Annotated in this window: 14 protein-coding genes; 5 read left to right on the top strand and 9 right to left on the bottom strand. The window is 68.6% G+C overall.

From position 1 onward, the window contains the following. Window position 1 precedes the first annotated feature (1 nt). Entirely contained in the window at window positions 2–424 is a 423-nt protein-coding gene (locus tag AB0395_RS00070) for a DUF6292 family protein (RefSeq protein WP_366275518.1), read from the bottom strand. Window positions 425–879: 455 nt separating this feature from the next. Here AB0395_RS00070 and AB0395_RS00065 point away from each other — a divergent pair, with 455 nt between their 5' ends. Then, entirely contained in the window at window positions 880–1,305 is a 426-nt protein-coding gene (locus tag AB0395_RS00065; RefSeq protein ID WP_366275517.1) for a hypothetical protein, read from the top strand. Between the two features lie 117 nt (window positions 1,306–1,422). On the opposite strand, the gene AB0395_RS00060 is transcribed toward AB0395_RS00065, so the two are convergent. The 3 genes from AB0395_RS00060 to AB0395_RS00050 all read right to left on the bottom strand — a co-directional run bounded on the left by AB0395_RS00060 (window position 1,423) and on the right by AB0395_RS00050 (window position 4,458). Further along, complete coding sequence (locus AB0395_RS00060) at window positions 1,423–2,649, bottom strand: acyltransferase (RefSeq protein WP_366275516.1); 1,227 nt, start codon at window positions 2,647–2,649, stop codon at window positions 1,423–1,425. 301 nt (window positions 2,650–2,950) lie between these two features. After that, the gene (locus tag AB0395_RS00055; RefSeq protein WP_366275514.1) at window positions 2,951–4,090 is read right to left on the bottom strand and encodes a cystathionine gamma-synthase; all 1,140 of its coding nucleotides are present in this window, start codon (window positions 4,088–4,090) and stop codon (window positions 2,951–2,953) included. Between the two features lie 155 nt (window positions 4,091–4,245). Further along, the gene (locus tag AB0395_RS00050; protein WP_366275512.1) at window positions 4,246–4,458 is read right to left on the bottom strand and encodes a hypothetical protein; all 213 of its coding nucleotides are present in this window, start codon (window positions 4,456–4,458) and stop codon (window positions 4,246–4,248) included. A gap of 137 nt (window positions 4,459–4,595) precedes the next feature. On the opposite strand from AB0395_RS00050, the gene AB0395_RS00045 reads away from it, so the two are divergent. Continuing rightward, a complete protein-coding gene (locus AB0395_RS00045) occupies window positions 4,596–5,810 on the top strand; it encodes a histidine kinase (protein WP_366275510.1) in 1,215 nt (404 codons plus the stop codon). Between the two features lie 7 nt (window positions 5,811–5,817). Here the strand turns inward: AB0395_RS00045 and AB0395_RS00040 are convergent, their stop codons facing one another. Further along, window positions 5,818–7,188, bottom strand: coding sequence for a cystathionine beta-synthase (locus AB0395_RS00040; protein ID WP_366275509.1), 1,371 nt, complete (start codon window positions 7,186–7,188; stop codon window positions 5,818–5,820). A 136-nt stretch (window positions 7,189–7,324) separates the two neighbouring features. On the opposite strand from AB0395_RS00040, the gene AB0395_RS00035 reads away from it, so the two are divergent. The 3 genes from AB0395_RS00035 to AB0395_RS00025 all read left to right on the top strand — a co-directional run bounded on the left by AB0395_RS00035 (window position 7,325) and on the right by AB0395_RS00025 (window position 11,040). Continuing rightward, window positions 7,325–8,299 (top strand): SGNH/GDSL hydrolase family protein, encoded by a 975-nt coding sequence (locus AB0395_RS00035; RefSeq protein ID WP_366275507.1) that lies wholly within the window; start codon window positions 7,325–7,327, stop codon window positions 8,297–8,299. A gap of 53 nt (window positions 8,300–8,352) precedes the next feature. Beyond that, complete coding sequence (locus AB0395_RS00030) at window positions 8,353–9,702, top strand: PQQ-binding-like beta-propeller repeat protein (RefSeq protein WP_366275506.1); 1,350 nt, start codon at window positions 8,353–8,355, stop codon at window positions 9,700–9,702. A 117-nt stretch (window positions 9,703–9,819) separates the two neighbouring features. Further along, window positions 9,820–11,040 (top strand): acetyl-CoA C-acetyltransferase, encoded by a 1,221-nt coding sequence (locus AB0395_RS00025; protein ID WP_366275504.1) that lies wholly within the window; start codon window positions 9,820–9,822, stop codon window positions 11,038–11,040. Between the two features lie 49 nt (window positions 11,041–11,089). Here AB0395_RS00025 and AB0395_RS00020 read toward each other — a convergent pair whose 3' ends face one another. The 4 genes from AB0395_RS00020 to AB0395_RS00005 all read right to left on the bottom strand — a co-directional run bounded on the left by AB0395_RS00020 (window position 11,090) and on the right by AB0395_RS00005 (window position 13,424). Beyond that, window positions 11,090–11,500: a PPOX class F420-dependent oxidoreductase gene (locus AB0395_RS00020; RefSeq protein WP_366275502.1), complete on the bottom strand. Its 411-nt coding sequence runs from the start codon at window positions 11,498–11,500 to the stop codon at window positions 11,090–11,092. Window positions 11,501–11,574: 74 nt separating this feature from the next. Further along, window positions 11,575–11,802 carry a DUF4287 domain-containing protein gene (locus AB0395_RS00015; protein ID WP_366275894.1) on the bottom strand — a complete coding sequence of 76 codons (228 nt, stop codon included), beginning with the start codon at window positions 11,800–11,802 and terminating at the stop codon, window positions 11,575–11,577. A gap of 308 nt (window positions 11,803–12,110) precedes the next feature. Next, a complete protein-coding gene (locus AB0395_RS00010; RefSeq protein ID WP_366275501.1) occupies window positions 12,111–12,890 on the bottom strand; it encodes a Bax inhibitor-1/YccA family protein in 780 nt (259 codons plus the stop codon). Window positions 12,891–13,040: 150 nt separating this feature from the next. Continuing rightward, a complete protein-coding gene (locus tag AB0395_RS00005; RefSeq protein WP_366275499.1) occupies window positions 13,041–13,424 on the bottom strand; it encodes a helix-turn-helix domain-containing protein in 384 nt (127 codons plus the stop codon). Between the last annotated feature and the right edge of the window lie 606 nt (window positions 13,425–14,030).

Here is a 14,030-nt window from a genome sequence, read left to right as displayed (position 1 = left end):
CTCAGACGTCCGCGTAGGCGAGGTAGCCGTTGAGCGCGAGGTCGAAGCCGTCGCGGTAGTGGCGGTAGGAGCGGTAGCAGGGCCGCCAGGCCGTGCTGTTGCCGACCCCGGCGCGGGCGTCCTCGACCGCCGCGGGGACCCGCTCGGGGTTGAGCAGCAGGCCGCCGCCCAGATAGCGGGCGTCGGCGAGGACGGTACAGCGGTCACGGTCGCCGGACACGTAACGGCCACGGCGCCAGCCGCTCTCCTCGTCCCACACCAGGGCGTCCCCGCCGGTCAGCAGGACCGTGACGGTGCGCGGGTCGCAGGGACCCTCCCACCAGCCGGTGGCCTCGGCGCCCAGCGCCTCGACGACGTGGCTCGCGTAGAAAGCCGGCTGCCGCCGCCATTCCTCGGTGTACGGCTCAACATGTTTCACACCCACAGCGGGCACTCCCTTGTGCCGTCGTGCACGACCTGGTTTGATGCTCGCCCGGCACGACCGCGACTTCACCGCCGACGGCCCCATCACACAGGAGCGAGCCCATTAGTGATCCTACTCACTTCAATGGGGTGCTTAGAGCAGAGATAAGAAGATCTACCATCGCACATCACCATAAATGCGCGTTATCCAAATTGTGATGTTCTGTCCCCAACTTCTTCCCCTGAGGTTCCGTCTCTCTCAACGGTGGCTTCACCATAGCCGCCACCACGGAACCAAATGTGAGGAAGTCCGATGTTCGCGCTGCTCCTCGGAGTGCTCCTGCTCATCGCATGCACCTGTTTCGAGGTGTGCGCGGCCTCCAGAGGCCGCGACCGGCAGGACGTCTTCACCACCGAATGAGCGGATCAAGGCGCGCCGTACCCAGCTGAGATCACTGAGGGCTAATGTCTGATCTCATGACAGAACTGCTGCTCTGGCTGCACATCGGTTTCGCGATCTTCGCGCTCGGGCCGCTCACCGCGGTGACGATGTCCACGCCGAGGTTCATCCGCGCCAAGGACGTCAACGTCCTGCGCTACCTGCACACAACGACCCGCATCTACGCCATCGCGGCCATCGGCGTGTTCGTGTTCGGCCTGGCGCTGGGCCGCGAGTTCCTCGGCAAGCCCTACCTGTCGATCTCCATGACGCTCTTCATCGTCGCCGCGGTGCTCCTGGTCATGGTGGACCGCGACCAGGCGACCGCCATCAGGGTGCTCAGCACGGACCCCCCTGGCGACGACACGAAGGCGCAGCGAGGACGGATCGCCGCGTTCTCCGGCGTGGTCGCCCTGATCTGGCTGGTCATCCTGGCACTGATGGTCTGGGGCAACCCGTCCTGACCTCCCGTCGCCCTGAGGGACCACGGACTCCGGACATCCTGGAACCACCGGTTCCGGGATGCCGGACCCGCCAGGGGACGGCGGCCCTGCCGGGAACGGCGGAGGCGCCGGCAGAGGTCAGCCGGTGAACCGGCGGGCCAGATCACGGCCTCTTCGCTGCAGTGGCTCCTCAACCCAGCGATGGCTCACCCAGCACACCGGCAGCAGGATCAGGAGAAAGACGACCAGGGGAACGGGGTTGTCATGGTCCCGCCACCGGCCGACGGTCGCGTCGGAGATCTTCAGCAGCATCGGGTGCAGCAGGTAGACGGAGAAGCTCATCATCCCCAGGCGGGCCAGCGAGCGGGGCGTCCCGCGGTGCCGTACGGCCATGCCCACGCCGAACGCGCAGGCCGCGAGCACCATCGAGACCGTCCAGGAGACGGGACCGCCCTCGACCTCGTCCGGATGCCACCAGCCCTGGGCGACCGTGACCACGAGCACGGCCACGCACACCGGCGCGGCCGTCCGCCACCGGAGCTGTCCACGCTCCGCGCGGTACAGCACGGTGCCGGTGAACATGATCGCCAGAACCGAGAGGCCGAACCACGGCGACAGCCTGCCGTTCAGCACCACCAGGGCCAGGGCGAACACGGCTCCGGCGAGCATGCCGCCCCTGCGCAGCGCCGGTCTCGGGACATACGCCGCGCCGATCGCGACCGCCATGACCAGCGCCGTGACGGCGACCGTGACCGGAGCGCCGACCGCCCCGGTGAGAAAGGTCATCGGCCCGAGAAAGCCCAGGACCAGCCCGCCGAGCACGAAGACGGCGACCGTGGACATCGAGCGACCGTGCAGCCGGACCGCGAACAGCCCGGCGACCACGAGATAGAAGACCATCTCGTAAGACAGCGTCCAGAGCACGTTGACCGCGTTCGGCACCGTCAGCAGGTCCTGCATCATCGTCAGATGGGCCAACGCGGCGGTCACCGGGTCGAAGCGGTCCAGTTCGCCTCTCAGCCGGCTCACCCCGGCCACCGCCAGCACCAGGAGCACGACGGCTCCCGTGGCCCAGAGCGGGTAGATCCGGAACAGCCTGCTGATCCAGAAGCGCTTGGCCGAACCGTGCCGCTCCAGCGACGCCGGAATGATGTATCCGCTGACCAGAAAGAACACCATCACGCCCCAGAGCCCGGGGTTGAACAGCGTCAGCGTCGCCTGGCGCGCGTGAGGTGTGTACACGAACGTGGCGTGATGCACCGCGACCGCGACCGCGGCCACTCCCCGCAGGGCGTCCAGCCAGCCGAGACGCGGCGCCTCGTGCCGGGGGGAGACGGCCTCGGGCACCGAGAGGGACGAGGTCAAAGTCGCCTACCGCCGATCTTCAAGGATTACCCCTCCCTAAAAAGGATTCCTGATGATATCGGCAGCATTTTCCCCGTTCCTGGTATGAGAAGGGTGAAAAACACCTTTCCCTGCGGGGATTTCTGACACCAGGACAGACCCGCGCAGAATCGCGCCGGGGCCGGGAAACGTCACGGGATCGGACGAGCGACATTTCCCTGCCCCGTGGGCCACCCCCGCCGTTTCGTCTCGCGCACTCACGCGAGACGAGGACGCTCGTCGAGCGGGGCTCGGTTCGGGCCTCCGGCGGGGAGGGCGGACCTCAGCCCAGCGCCTGGGTGAGGTCGGCGAGCAGGTCGTCGACCGACTCGATGCCGACGGAGAGGCGGACCAGGTCGGCGGGGACCTCGAGCGGCGAGCCCGCCGCGGAGGCGTGAGTCATCCGCCCCGGATGCTCGATCAGCGACTCGACCCCGCCGAGGGACTCACCGAGCGTGAACAGCTTGGTCCGGTTGCAGATCTCGACCGCCTCGGCCTCTCCCCCGGCGACCCGGAAGGAGACCATGCCGCCGAAGCGCCTCATCTGCTTGGCCGCGATCTCGTGCCCGGGGTGCTCCGGCAGGCCGGGGTAGAGCACCGAGGTCACCCTGGGGTGGGCGAGCAACAGGTCGGCCACCCGTTCTGCGTTGTCGCAGTGACGCTCCATGCGCACCGCGAGCGTCTTGAGCCCGCGCAGCGTCAGCCAGGCGTCGAACGGCCCCGCGACCGCGCCCATGGCGTTCTGGTTGAAGGCGAGCCTGCCGCCAAGCTCGGCGTCGGCCGTGACGAGGGCGCCGCCGACCACGTCGGAGTGGCCGCCGACGTACTTCGTGGTCGAGTGCACGACGATGTCCGCGCCCAGCGTCAGCGGCTGCTGGAGGTACGGCGAGGCGAAGGTGTTGTCCACGACCAGCAGCGCGCCGTTCTCGTGGGCCAGCTCGGCCAGGGCTACGATGTCGGCGATGCCGAGCAGCGGGTTCGTGGGCGTCTCCACCCAGACGATCTTGGTTTTCTGCGTCATGGCGGACGCGACCGCGGCGAGGTTCCCAAGCGGGACCGGGTCGTAGTGCAGGCCCCACGGCTGGTGCACCTTGGCGAACAACCGGTAGGTGCCGCCGTAGGCGTCGTTCGGGATGATGACGTGATCACCCGGCTTGCAGACCGTGCGCAACACCGCGTCCTCGGCCGCCAGACCTGAGGCGAAGGCCAGTCCCCGGACACCGCCCTCGACCGCGGCGACGGCCTCCTCCAGGCTGGTTCTGGTCGGGTTGGCCGACCGGCTGTACTCATATCCGGCTCGCAGGCCGCCCACACCGTCCTGCTTGTATGTGGACACCGCGTAGATCGGCGGAACAACGGCCCCGGTGTGAGGGTCAGGCTCCTGACCTGCGTGAATGGCCAGCGTCTCGAATCCATCAGTCATAAGGCCACGCTACTCGCAAAAGGGCCGGCCCCAATCCCACCGCCGCGTCGGCCGCGGACCGATCGGCGTCTCCATGCCGTACGCCGGTAGGAGCTCATGGGCCCGCCCCCTCCACGGGCCCATGAGCTCCGACCGGCGCGCCCCTGCGACGGCCTTCAGGCGGCCTGGCGCTCGCGGCCCGGCGAGTGGCGCCCCCGCAGCCACACGACCTCACCACCGGCCTCGACCGGTGGCGCCTGGATGTAACGGCCACTGCCGCCCTCAGCCCGCTCCCCGTTGATGCGTGACAGGAGGACCGGGTCGGCCAGCGCCAGAGCCAGCGCGACGACGAATCCGGCGACCAGCAGTGCAACCCCGATGACGGTCATTTCTCTCTCCCCTTCGACCTCTCAAGCATCGGCCGCAGGCCCCTGACCCGGCATCCCCTGAAGGACCGGTTCGGGGGCGGCTCCCTCAGCCGATCGGCTGATGCTCCATGTAGCCGAGAGGCTTAGGCTCAATGGCCGTGGGGGAGACACATCGCATCGTCTACTGGATCCAGCGGCTCAGCGAGCTGGCGCTGATCGGCTGGCTCCTTCTGCTGCTCCTGATCGACATAATGGCCGTGATCGCGAACGATGACGGCGGCTTCATGTGGCTCAGCCCGGTATGCGGCGCCGTCGGCGTCCTGGCCGTGCTGTGGCGCCGTACCCGCCGGGTCAGCGGGTTCACCACCCTCCTCGTCGTCTCCTTCGTCACCTCCATGATCGTCGGATTCAGCGGCTCCAGGGGGATGCCGTCCCTGGCGGAGACCGGGGCGCTGCTGATCCTGACCATCGCGGGCCTGCGCTGGATCGAGCCGATAAGCCGAGCCGTGGTGTTCGCCGTCGCGTCGGTGATCGTGCTGGAGAGCGCCGCGGGACGGCTGCACGAGGACACCCCGTCCCTGGCCGTCGGGTTCCTCATCTTCATCGGCTGGTCCGTCGCCGCCGGGGTCGGCTCCTACCTCCGCTTCCAGCTCGAACGCCGTAAGGAGGCGGTCAACTCGGTACGGCGGGCCGAACGCCTTGAGCTCGCCAGGGAGCTGCACGACCTGGTCGCCCACCACATCACCGGGATCGTCGTTCAGGCACAGGCCGCCAAGGTCGTCGCCGAGCACAAGCCAGAGGCCGTCGTCCCCGCGCTCGACGCGATCGCCGGGGCCGGTGCCGACGCGCTGACCTCGATGCGCCGCCTGGTCAGCGTGCTGCGCGCCCAGGACGAGGCGGCGCGCTCCCCCGGCACCACGCTCATGGACATGCGCACGATGGTCGAGCGCTTCTCCGCGGGCGGTCCCCAGGTCGCCTTCGACATCGGCCAGGGCATCACCGACGAGACCCTGGCCCCCGAGGTGATGACCACTCTCCACCGGGTCCTGCAGGAGTCGCTCACCAACGTGCGCAGGCACGCCCCCGGCACCGGATGGGTCGAGGCGGACCTACGGCTGAGCCACGGCTCGGATCGGCACGCCAGGTCGGAGAACCCGGCCCCCGGCGCCAGGCGGGACCAGCGCCCCGGGGCACGCCGGGTGTGGCTGCGCGTGCGCAACTACGGTTCGGCGGTCGACGCCAGGATCTCCCGCCTGGGCGGCGGGTTCGGCCTGGTCGGCATGGCCGAACGCGTCGAGGCACTCGGCGGGCGCCTTACCGCGGGCCATACCCCGGAAGGCGCCTGGGAGGTCATCGCCGAGTTCCCCGCCTAACCCCTCATCAGTTATTGACCAAAAAGGCCAGCAGGTCCTGGCGGGTGACCAGACCGACGGGCTTGCCGTCCTCCAGGACGACCGCGGCGTCGGCCTTCTCCAGGGCCTCGATCGCGATGGAGACCGGCTCGCCCGCGCCGATCATGGGCAGCGGCTGGGACATGTGCTCGGCCAGGGGGTCGGTCGGCCGTACGCGGCCCCGGTAGAGGGCCTCGAGCAGGTCGCGCTCCAGGATCGAGCCGACGACCTCGGCGACCATGACCGGCGGCTCCTCCTTCATCACCGGGAGCTGCGAGACGCCGTACTCCCGCATGATGGAGATGGCGGTGTCCACCGACTCGTGCGGGTGGGTGTGCACGAACTCGGGCAGCCCGGAACCCTTGCGGACCAGCACATCCCTGACCAGGCCCTCTTCTGAGGAGGTGGTCAGGAAACCGTAGTCGGCCATCCACTCGTCGTTGAAGATCTTCGACAGGTAGCCCCTGCCGCCGTCCGGCAGCAGCACCACGACCACGTCCTCGGGACCGGCCTGCCTGGCCACCTGCAGCGCGGCGACCGTCGCCATGCCGCAGGAGCCGCCGACCAGGAGCGCCTCCTCGCGGGCCAGGCGGCGGGTCATGCCGAAGGAGTCCTTGTCGGAGACCGCGATGATCTCGTCGCAGATCGTCGTGTCGTAGGTGGCGGGCCAGATGTCCTCGCCGACGCCCTCGACGAGGTACGGCCTGCCGGTGCCGCCCGAGTAGACCGAGCCCTCCGGGTCGGCCCCGATGACCTTGACCCGGCCGCCGGAGACCTCCTTGAGATAGCGGCCCGCGCCGCTGATCGTGCCGCCCGTGCCGATCCCGGCCACGAAGTGGGTGATCCGCCCCTCGGTCTGCTCCCAGAGCTCCGGGCCCGTCGAGTGGTAATGGCTTTCGGGGTTGTTCGGGTTGGAGTACTGGTCGGGCTTCCAGGCGTTCGGCGTCTCCTTGGCCAGCCGGTCGGAGACGGAGTAGTAGGAGTTCGGATTGTCGGGGGAGACCGCGGTCGGGCAGACCACGACCTCGGCCCCGTAGGCGCGCAACACCGCGATCTTGTCCTGTGCCACCTTGTCCGGCACGACGAACAGGCACTTGTAGCCGCGCTGCTGCGCAATCATGGCCAGCCCGATCCCGGTGTTGCCCGACGTGGGCTCCACGATCGTGCCACCGGGGACCAGTGCCCCCGACTGCTCCGCGGCGTCGATCATGCGAACCGCGATCCGGTCCTTCACCGAGCCGCCCGGGTTGAAGTACTCCACCTTGGCGAGCACCTGGGCGGGCACTCCCGCGGCCACTTTGTGCAGCCGGACGAGCGGGGTGTTTCCCATCAGCTCGACAAGCGAGTCATACACACGCATCGCGACGATCACCTCGAAATACCAAAGCCTGGTCGGCTTGTTGTGTAGAGCGCCGCGGCCCCCATGGGGGTGGGTGGGACTCGGCTAGGTTTCAAGGCAACGCTACCGTCGCGCTGTACCGAAGGGGCATCGCCACGTGATCTGGACACCGGGGGCGGCGCGGGCCGCTCGGCGCATCGCGGCCGCCGCGGCCGTCGGCGGAGGTGGGGTGACCGTTCTCGGCGCGGTCACATACGGACTGCTGATCGGTGAGGCCCTGCTGGCCCGCCGCATCGTGGGCCGTCCACACGGCATGGAGGGACCGCCGTCGAACGGGGTCTACGGTGACTTCGCGGGTGAGCCGGTCCGGATGGTCATGCTGGGCGACTCGACCTCGGTCGGGCTCGGCACGACGGAGGCGGCGCAGACCCCGGGCGTGCTGATCGCCACGGGACTGGCCGTCATCGCGGAACGCCCCGTTCGACTGACCGTGGTCGGCAGGTCGGGCGCGGTCTCGGCCGACCTGGACGACCAGGTCGACCTGGCGCTCGAAGCCGCCCCCGAGATCGCGGTCGTCTTCGTGGGCGCCAACGACGTCACCACGCAGACGATGCCGACGCACGCCGTGCGGCACCTGCAGAAGGCGGTGCGGCGACTGCGCGACGCGGGAGCGGAGGTGGTCGTCGGCACCTGCCCCGACCTGGGAACCGTCAGGCCGATCGCGCAGCCGCTGCGCTGGGTGACCCGGCGCTGGAGCCGTCAGCTCGCCGCGGCGCAGACGGTCGCCGTGGTCGAGGCGGGCGGCCGTACGGTCGCCTTCGCCGACCTGCTGGGCGCCGAATTCGATGCAAACCCGGGCGAAATGTTCGGACCGGATCGTTTCCATCCATCTGTCCAAGGTTATCTACAGATTGCTTATGCAGTGCTACCTTCTGTGTGCACCGCACTTGGACTGTGGCCAGAACCGCACTCCGAGCGCGGTGAGTCGATCTACCTCGCGGCGGCTAAGGCCGCGGAGGAACCCGGCGCCGAAGTCTCCGCAACCCGCGTCGCCGGCCGAGCAACCGGACCCCACGGACGGTGGGCGACGCTGCTCCGTCGGAGGCCTGGGGTGCTGCCTCACGACGCCTGAACACGGTTACCCTCCGCGGCGGAGTCGTGACGCCTCGCCCCCTTTGGAGTGCAATGCCCGTGATCCGGCCTTACGCGAAAGTAACTGCGGCCCTCGCCGGAGTCCTCGCCCTGGCTGGCTGCTCCGGCAGTGAAGCGGCCACCCCCGCCCATCCCACCTGGCACAACGGCGAGGTGAACGCGGTGAGCCGCACCACCTCCGCCGCGGGCGTCGCCATGACGACCTCCATGAGGCCGGACGGCACGCTCGAGACGGTGGCCGTCGACCTGGCCAGCGGCAGGAAACTGTGGGCCCACCCCGCGACCATGGCGGGACGGCTGCCGGGGATGGGCGTCCCGGCCCCGGCGATCGTCGAGTCCGCTTCGGGACACGCCGTCGCCGTCGCGGTCGACCCCGCGCGCAAGGACCGCTGGAACGCCACGCTCATCGGCCGCGACGCGAGAACCGGGACGCAGAGGTGGGCCCGCCCGCTGCACTCGACCTTCGGGCCGCAGCGGTGCGGGACGTTCGTGTGCGTCTCCGAACACACCGCGCTCGCCAAGGCCCGCCTCTCCGTGCTCGACCCGGAAACCGGCGAACCGCTGTGGCAGCTCCCCGGCATCGCGGAGGTCGAGTGGTCCGACGCCTCCCACGCCGTGTTCCTCCGCATGGCCCGGCATCCCGTTCTGGAGTCCTACGAGCTGAAGTCCGGCAAGCGCTCGTGGCAGCTCCCCGTCGAGCAGGCGCTCGGCTCGGGTGTCGACCTGTCCGGCGGGTGGTCGTTCGGCGCGACGGCCGACAACCTCACCGGTTACATCGCCCCCTACACCAACCCGGAGACGAAGAAGGTCTCCACCTTCGGCCTGTTCTCGGTCAGGCTCGCCGACGGCGCGGTCAACTGGCTGCGTCCCTCGGTGGTGCGCGTCTACCCCAGCGGCAGCCCGGGGCTCGCGCCGGTCGTCCGTCCCGTCGACCAGCAGGGCCAGTACGGCGGCTTCGCCCGGCTCGACGCCGAGAACGGACGGGTCCTCGGCCAGATCGCCGCGGCCCAGGTCCCCGGTTCCGGGTGGTGGCTCGCCTTCCCCAGCCGGATGGACAAGCTCGGCTTTCTCAAGCACGACCAGCCGGGCAACGCCTTCGACCTGGCCACGGGACGGAGCGCCGAGATCAAGAACGAACACGGCTGGTCCTTCTGCGTCACCGACCCCAAGCCGCTCGCGCTCAAGGGCCAGATCACGGGGTTCTACTCGGTGGCCTCCCTCTGCGAGTTCGACCTGGCGAGCGGCAGGAAGACGACCGGCTCCGAGGCGCCCCCCTCCTGGTTCACCGGCAGCCAGGACGGCTGGCGGATCTGGCGCGACGAGGCGGGCGGGCTGCACGGGATCAAGGACGACACCGGGACCTCCCCCGGGATGTACGGCTGACGCGAGCGACGCCCCCCTCCCGTACAAAGTTCTGTTTTGTGGCACCCCGGCCGCGATTTCCGCCCTACCACGGAGTAACCTCCGCAGGAGAGCGACCAACCAATCCAGGAGAGCCACATGCCCGAGGCAGTCATCGTCGCGACCGCGCGCTCGCCCATCGGACGTGCCTTCAAGGGATCCCTCAAGGACATCCGGCCCGACGACCTGACCGTCCAGATCATCAAGGCCGCCCTGGCCAAGGTTCCCCAGCTGGACCCGGCGACCGTCGACGACCTGATGCTCGGCTGCGGCCTTCCCGGCGGCGAGCAGGGGTTCAACCTGGGCCGTGTCGTCGCCACGCTGCTCGGGCTGGACACCGTGCCGGGCACGACCGTCACCCGCTACTGCTCGTCGTCCCTGCAGACCACCAGGATGGCCCTGCACGCCATCAAGGCGGGAGAGGGCGACGTCTTCATCTCGGCGGGCGTCGAGTGCGTCTCACGGTTCGCGAAGGGCAACTCCGACTCGCTGCCCGACACGCACAACGAGCTGTTCGCCGAGGCCCAGGGCCGTACGGCCGGGGCGGCGGAGGGCGGCAGGGGCATCTGGCACGACCCCCGCGAGGACGGCGCGCTGCCCGACGTCTACATCGCCATGGGCCAGACCGCGGAGAACCTCGCCGGCTTGAAGGGCATCTCCCGCCAGGAGCAGGACGAGTTCGGCGTCCGGTCGCAGAACCTCGCGGAGAAGGCGATCGCCAACGGTTTCTGGGAGCGGGACATCACTCCGGTGACCCTGCCGGACGGGACCGTGGTCAGCAAGGACGACGGCCCTCGCGCCGGGACGACCTACGAGGCGGTCTCCCAGCTCAAGCCGGTCTTCCGCCCCGACGGGACCGTCACGGCCGGAAACTGCTGCCCGCTGAACGACGGCGCCGCCGCGGTGATCGTGATGAGCGACACCAAGGCCGCGGAGCTGGGCATCACCCCGCTGGCCAGGGTCGTCTCAACCGGCCTGACCGGCCTGTCCCCCGAGATCATGGGACTGGGGCCGGTCGAGGCCTCACGGCAGGCCCTGGCGCGGGCGGGCATGGCCATCGGCGACGTGGACCTCGTCGAGATCAACGAGGCCTTCGCGGCCCAGGTCATCCCGTCGTACCGAGACCTCGGCATCGACCTCGACCGGCTCAACGTCAACGGCGGCGCCATCGCGGTCGGCCACCCGTTCGGCATGACCGGCGCCCGGATCACCTCCACGCTGATCAACAGCCTCCGCTTCCACGACAGGACGATCGGTCTCGAGACCATGTGCGTCGGCGGCGGCCAGGGCATGGCCATGGTCCTGGAGCGCCTCAGCTAGGTTGCGTCGATGGCGACGCCTGACGGCGGGGCGGGCTTGGGTGCGTGGCTCAGCCGTGGATGTCGGGGCCCGCGCGGGTGATCCCGATCCGCAGGATCACCCGCCGCTCCCGCTCCATGGCGCCCCGATAGTCGTCCCAGTCGGGGTGCTCCCCGGAGATGTCGCGGTAGTAGCTCACCAGCGTCTCCATCGCCTCAGGCAGTGAGACGATCTCCACTTCGCCCTCGATCTGGATCCAGGCGCCGAAGAAGGCGTCGGTCGTCACGCAGAGCGCGACTCGGGGATCCCTGCGGAGGTTGCGGACCTTCGCGGCGGTCTCCCTGGTGCTGATGATCGCGTTTCCTTCGGCGTCCAGCCCGACCGTCACCGGGGACAGCTGCGGCCGGCCGTCGGAGTGCCAGGTCAGCAGGACCGCGCGGTGGTTGTCGCGGATGAAGTCACGTGCCTTGTCGAGATCCATGATCCCATCATGGCCGGGGACGTGAAAGCCCGCACCCCCGGACGGGGGCGCGGGCTCACGGAGACGGCGATGACTTACAGACGACGGCTGTGACGGTGACGCTCGTGCTCGCGCACGATGGCGGCGGCGTAGCCGTGGGACAGCCCGTGCTCGTCGGCGAGCCAGTTGGCCCGCTCTTCGCAGCGCAGGAAAGACGGGCCGTTGTCGATGGCTTGGAACCACTCTGGGAGTGCGCGGCCGGTGATATCCGAGACTCTAGCGATCAACTTGCTCTGCGTCTCCAGTGAGTGGCTCAACGACATGGGCACCTCCACGGATAGGGCTCCTTTGCTCGACAGTGCCTCACGAACTCCCAGATGGCAAGTCCTTACCACCTGGTCATCCATCATTCTTCGTCGCCCTGTTGTAGCTTTCCGTTCACTTTCCAGCCCTCTGCCCGTCCGACAGTCGCCCGCGTTCCGCCCGCCGTGAGAGCCGTACGGCCCGCCGCGCGACCGTGCCGGAGCCGGGCCCGGTGAGGAAGCGGGGAACCCCTCGGGGAAAAGGAAAACCCCCGCCGTGACCGAGGCCGGTCACGGCGGGGGCCTCACGCGCGGTGGCGCGCCTTTCGTTAATCGTTGCTTGTGAAGTAGCTCAGGAAGCGCAGGATCTCCAGGTAGATCCAGACCAGGGTGACCGTCAGGCCGAAGGCCATCAGCCAGGAGTACTTCTCCGGGGCACCGGCCCGCACACCCTGCTCGATCGAGTCGAAGTCGAGGAGCAGGAAGAAGCAGCCGACCAGGATCGCCGCGATGCTGAAGCCGTACGCCATCAGGCCGCCGGAGCGGATGCCGATGCCGTCGGCGATGAAGAAGCTCGCGACCCAGTTGACGAGCACGAGGCCCATCAGACCGAGACCTGCCGCCACGACGAACTTGGTGAACTTCGGCGTGACACGGACGATGCGCAGTGCGTAGACCGTCAGCATCGCGCCGAAGGCGAGGGCCGTGCCGACCACCGCCTGGAAGACGACACCGCTGTACAGGTCGTTGTAGATGTGGCTGGCGACGCCGACAGCCACGCCGTACGCGACCGAGTAGCCGAGGATCAACGCCGGGTTCGTGCTCTGCTTGAACGAGACGATCAACGCGAGCACCAGGCCGACGATCGCGCCGATGGCCATCGCGGCGACCCCGAGGTTGAGCGCCCAGGCCACCGCGGCGGAGACGACCAGCGTGCCCAGCGTGATGAAGCCGCGCACGACCACGTCGTCGATGGTCATCGCCCGCTGCGCGGGAGGCGCGTAGGACGGCGCGTCGTACATTCCTCGAAGCTGTTCGGGGGTCGGCGTTCCCCAGGCCTGCTGACGGCCGTTGGTCTGCCGACTGAACACGGGATTCTTGCTTTCCATCGCTGCCTCCACGCTGCGACCTACGCGATCAGCGTATTAGATCGGTTGTCACACGGCCGTATCGTGTTGATATCCGTTTTCTGGGCAAGCGGCCGTACGGCTACCGCCGAAAAGTTCCAACGAACGGCCACCACGCTCGGTTCCCCGCCCTCACAAGGGCATCACAGCCCGCTGGTCGAACAGGCGCTGGGACGTCTCGACCTCGGCGAGGTTGCGCCGAGCCCACTCGCAGATGCCGGTCACCGTGACGAAAAGCTCCCGTCCGATCCCGGTGAGCACATACTCCACCTTGGGGGGCGAGGTCGGATAGACGTTGCGCTCGACGATGCCGTCACGCTCAAGGGCGCGCAGGGTCTGGGTCAGCATGCGCTGGTTGATCCCCTCGACCCGAGTCTTGAGCCTGGAGAACCGCTGAGCCTCGTCTCCGAGGGCCGCGATGACCAGGAGCGACCACTTGTCTCCGATGTGCCCGATGACCTGCCGGGCGACCCCGTTGGCCCGCAGCACCTCGTCCAAGTTTCCCTCGTCACCCATGGTTACTATTTTATACCTAGGTCGCGTGAAATCCCACCGCGGTCCGGAGAAATCCCACCGCCGGGAACGAGGCGTCGCCGGGCTTCCAGAAAGTGATTCGGGTCAGGATTTATCCGGTGTTTTTCGTAAAACAACCCGATCGACAGCGGAGAACTCGGCGCTCCGTCGGCCATTCGGGATGATCTCCGTGAACATTGGGCGTCCACTCCGGAGACCCCTGACGCTCAGAACCACATGACGGCCGACGGCACCCGTTCTCGGGTTCTTCCAGATCCAGGGATTGCCTCGGAGAGCGGAACGGCTTCCGCCGCGAAAGAGGCTTCTTTCCTCCGGGAACCTCCATCTCCGGTCATACCGAGATTCCCTTCGGTCGTCATGGTCAGGTCGTCACGCTGCCTGGCCGCTCTCTCCGCCGCCCTTAGAGCCGTGACGGCGATCTCGGCGGGCTGGATTTGCCGTAGCGGCTTTTGACGGCGCGCACCGTATACGATCGGCGCTCCCCGCAAAGGGCCAGGCAACGCGGAACAGCCCACGACCGGCTTTTCCCCTCAACGATTCGGCCCGTGACCGGGTTTTCCCGGTCACGGGGTCCTGGGACTGCACCTC

The organism is Streptosporangium sp. NPDC051023 (genome assembly GCF_040689595.1).
GTDB lineage: Bacteria > Actinomycetota > Actinomycetes > Streptosporangiales > Streptosporangiaceae > Streptosporangium.
The sequence above is the reverse complement of the archived record's forward strand: the minus strand, read 5'-3'. Positions and strand labels throughout refer to the sequence as shown.

What these genes read in the sequence shown, in the direction of transcription:
- AB0395_RS00005 (WP_366275499.1), bottom strand. Translation starts at nt 13,424, where the DNA reads ATGGGTGACGAGGGAAACTTGGACGAGGTGCTGCGGGCCAACGGGGTC.
- AB0395_RS00040 (WP_366275509.1), bottom strand. Translation starts at nt 7,188, where the DNA reads ATGCGTGTGTATGACTCGCTTGTCGAGCTGATGGGAAACACCCCGCTC.
- AB0395_RS00055 (WP_366275514.1), bottom strand. Translation starts at nt 4,090, where the DNA reads ATGACTGATGGATTCGAGACGCTGGCCATTCACGCAGGTCAGGAGCCT.
- AB0395_RS00025 (WP_366275504.1), top strand. Translation starts at nt 9,820, where the DNA reads ATGCCCGAGGCAGTCATCGTCGCGACCGCGCGCTCGCCCATCGGACGT.
- AB0395_RS00050 (WP_366275512.1), bottom strand. Translation starts at nt 4,458, where the DNA reads ATGACCGTCATCGGGGTTGCACTGCTGGTCGCCGGATTCGTCGTCGCG.
- AB0395_RS00010 (WP_366275501.1), bottom strand. Translation starts at nt 12,890, where the DNA reads ATGGAAAGCAAGAATCCCGTGTTCAGTCGGCAGACCAACGGCCGTCAG.
- AB0395_RS00020 (WP_366275502.1), bottom strand. Translation starts at nt 11,500, where the DNA reads ATGGATCTCGACAAGGCACGTGACTTCATCCGCGACAACCACCGCGCG.
- AB0395_RS00030 (WP_366275506.1), top strand. Translation starts at nt 8,353, where the DNA reads ATGCCCGTGATCCGGCCTTACGCGAAAGTAACTGCGGCCCTCGCCGGA.
- AB0395_RS00065 (WP_366275517.1), top strand. Translation starts at nt 880, where the DNA reads ATGACAGAACTGCTGCTCTGGCTGCACATCGGTTTCGCGATCTTCGCG.
- AB0395_RS00015 (WP_366275894.1), bottom strand. Translation starts at nt 11,802, where the DNA reads ATGTCGTTGAGCCACTCACTGGAGACGCAGAGCAAGTTGATCGCTAGA.